This is a genomic window from Sulfurovum sp., assembly GCF_041551015.1.
GTDB lineage: Bacteria > Campylobacterota > Campylobacteria > Campylobacterales > Sulfurovaceae > Sulfurovum.
In genome coordinates, this window is record NZ_JBFENQ010000192.1 from 1 (window position 1) to 2,573 (window position 2,573).

Here is a 2,573-nt window from a genome sequence, read left to right on the forward strand (position 1 = left end):
CCGGGTGCCGTTCGTTTTATCAGCGGTACCTTTGAACCTCATGTGACACTTGAAAAGAAACTGGCTACCTTTCACGACAGAGAAAGGGCAATGATTTTCAGCGCCGCCTATTCTGCTGTGATGGGTGTCCTTCCACAGCTTATTACAGAAGAAACAGTTGTCATCAGTGACGAACTGAACCACAACTGTATCATCAACGCCATTCGGCTGGTACACCCTACTGAAAAAGCGGTATACAAGCACCTTGATATGGAAGACCTGGAAGCTGCTATCCAGCGATACTCCGGTAAATGCAGACGGATGATCGTCGTTACCGATGGTATCTTCAGTATGAGGGGAGACCATGCGCCCCTTAATGAGATTGTTGGAATCTGCAAAAAATATGAAGACAAGTTTGAAGAGGGGATCATTACTGTTGTTGATGATTCACACGGTGTCGGAGCCTTCGGTAAAACCGGGCGGGGAACAGAGGAAGTGACTGGTACAAAAGCCGATATCTACATTGCAACCCTCGGAAAGGCCCTTGGTGTGAACGGCGGCTATGTGGTTTCCAGTGAAACCGTCATTAATTACCTGAGAGAGACAGCCCCCTTTTACATCTTTTCCAATCCCATTACTCCCTCTGAAGCTGCAGCGGCCATAAAGTCTCTTGATATTCTCGACAGTACCCGGGGGCTGAAGTTACTCGAAAAGCTTCGTACACTCACACGCCTGCTTGAGGAGAGTTTAAAGGATCTTGGTTATGAAACCATCCCAGGAAAGCATCCCATTGTCCCTCTTATGATACGGGACACCCAAAAGACTTCCAGACTTGTGAAGTATCTTTTTGAGCATGGCATTCTCGCCACAGGCCTTAATTTTCCCGTGGTTCCAAAGGGTGATGAGGAGATCAGGTTTCAGGTTTCCGCCAATCATACAGAAAAAGATATCGATTACTTGTTGGGAGTTTTGAAGCGTTTTTAGGAACCGCAGAGACACAGAGGAAAACAAGATAAATTATTTGAGCATGGTATCGCACTAAAAGGTTAATCATTTATATTATAACTAGTCTTATAATATAAATGTAAGTGATACTGTCTAAAAATAAGACAGATCACCTTACTATCTCTGCATCATTACGTATTAAGTCGATGATCCCACCTTCAACATTAAGTGGTGTAAATCCATTTTTTTCCAATATACGTGATGCTTTAATACTTCTGCTTCCTGATCGGCAATAGACAACAATACGTTTATTTTTAACTTCTTGTAGGCTATTTAGACTGCTACTGAGTGTTTGAACAGGTATGTTTATAGCATTCTTGAGGTGTTTCTCTTCGTATTCTCTTATGGTTCTTACATCAAGCAGTGTGACATTGTTATCATCTGATAGAAATACTATAGCCTGCTTTGCATTTATGAATTCAAAGTCTGCCAGTATCCAACCTTTAGAGTATGCAAAGGAGACAAATAAACCTGCCATAGCAATCCAGTAAAGTATCATAGTAGAAATGAAAAAAATAATGAGTCGTGTGATTCGCATCTTAGCTCCTTTTCTCTAAAAAATTTTCATTTTTAAAGTATATCTAATATGTGTATAGTATATAAACATCCATATGTATAATATTTAATCAGCATATATTTAATATCGCTGTAATTTTCATGTATACTTGACTAAATATTTATTCTAAAGGAGTAATGATGATAGGTTTTAACCGATTAAAAGGAGAGGGGAGTCCTTCTACCTTGTTTGCAGCATTCTTATATTTTGATTTTAGTTTTATGGTCTGGACCATGCTCGGTCCACTTGCAACAGAGATTACAGACAGCTTGGCTAATTATGGATTCTTGATGACAGCTTCTGAGACAGCAACATTACTTTCAGTGCCTATACTTTCAGGGGCACTACTACGTATAGTACTTGGTTTTTTAGTGGGTAAGATTGGTGCTAAAAAGACCGCCTTAGGATCACAAGCTATCGTGATATTGACATTGTTTTATGTGGCTTCATTTGGAGAACATATCTCTTATGAGGCCTTGTTGTTAGTGGGTGTGGGACTAGGTTTTGCAGGGGCATCATTTGCGGTGGCTTTACCTCAGGCAGGACAATGGTACCCACCAAGATTACAAGGTGTTGTACTTGGAATCGCAGGTATAGGGAATATGGGTGTAGTACTTGGCTTCCTTTTTGCACCTAAGATCGCTGAATTATGGGGATGGCAATCAGTTTTTTTAGTGGCAGCTGTTTTATCTTTACTCGTTTTTATCGTTTATATGCTGATGGCTAAAGATGCACCTAAAGAGGTATATGTACCAAGACCTAAAAATGTATCAGATTATGTAAGACTGTTAAAAGACAGGGATACATGGTGGTTCAATCTTTTTTATGCGGTGAGCTTTGGTGCTTTTGTAGGATTCGCCATGTATATGAAAGTGTATCTCATGGCTATGTATTTTGATGAGATGGAAGTGTTTGGATTAGAGGTATTAGCTGAAGAGAACATACATGTTGTTGCCGGTTATTTTGCCGCACTTTGTATTATGGCCGGTGCATTTCTTAGACCTGTAGGTGGAGCTATTGCTGATAAAATAGG

The 2,573-nt window shown here is 40.3% G+C and carries 3 protein-coding genes; 2 read left to right on the forward strand and 1 reads right to left on the reverse strand.

Features of this window, described 5'->3' with window-relative positions; translation table 11 throughout:
• Positions 1 to 963, forward strand: a 963-nt coding sequence (locus ABZC96_RS09600; protein ID WP_373030755.1) for an aminotransferase class I/II-fold pyridoxal phosphate-dependent enzyme, incomplete at its 5' end; no start/stop codon positions are given.
• Positions 964 to 1,093: 130 nt separating this feature from the next.
• Here the strand turns inward: ABZC96_RS09600 and ABZC96_RS09605 are convergent.
• A complete protein-coding gene (locus ABZC96_RS09605; RefSeq protein WP_373030757.1) occupies positions 1,094 to 1,522 on the reverse strand; it encodes a rhodanese-like domain-containing protein in 429 nt (142 codons plus the stop codon).
• Between the two features lie 158 nt (positions 1,523 to 1,680).
• Between ABZC96_RS09605 and ABZC96_RS09610 the strand changes: the two genes are divergently transcribed.
• Positions 1,681 to 2,573 (forward strand): MFS transporter (locus tag ABZC96_RS09610; RefSeq protein ID WP_373030759.1); only part of this gene is annotated, 893 nt, incomplete at its 3' end.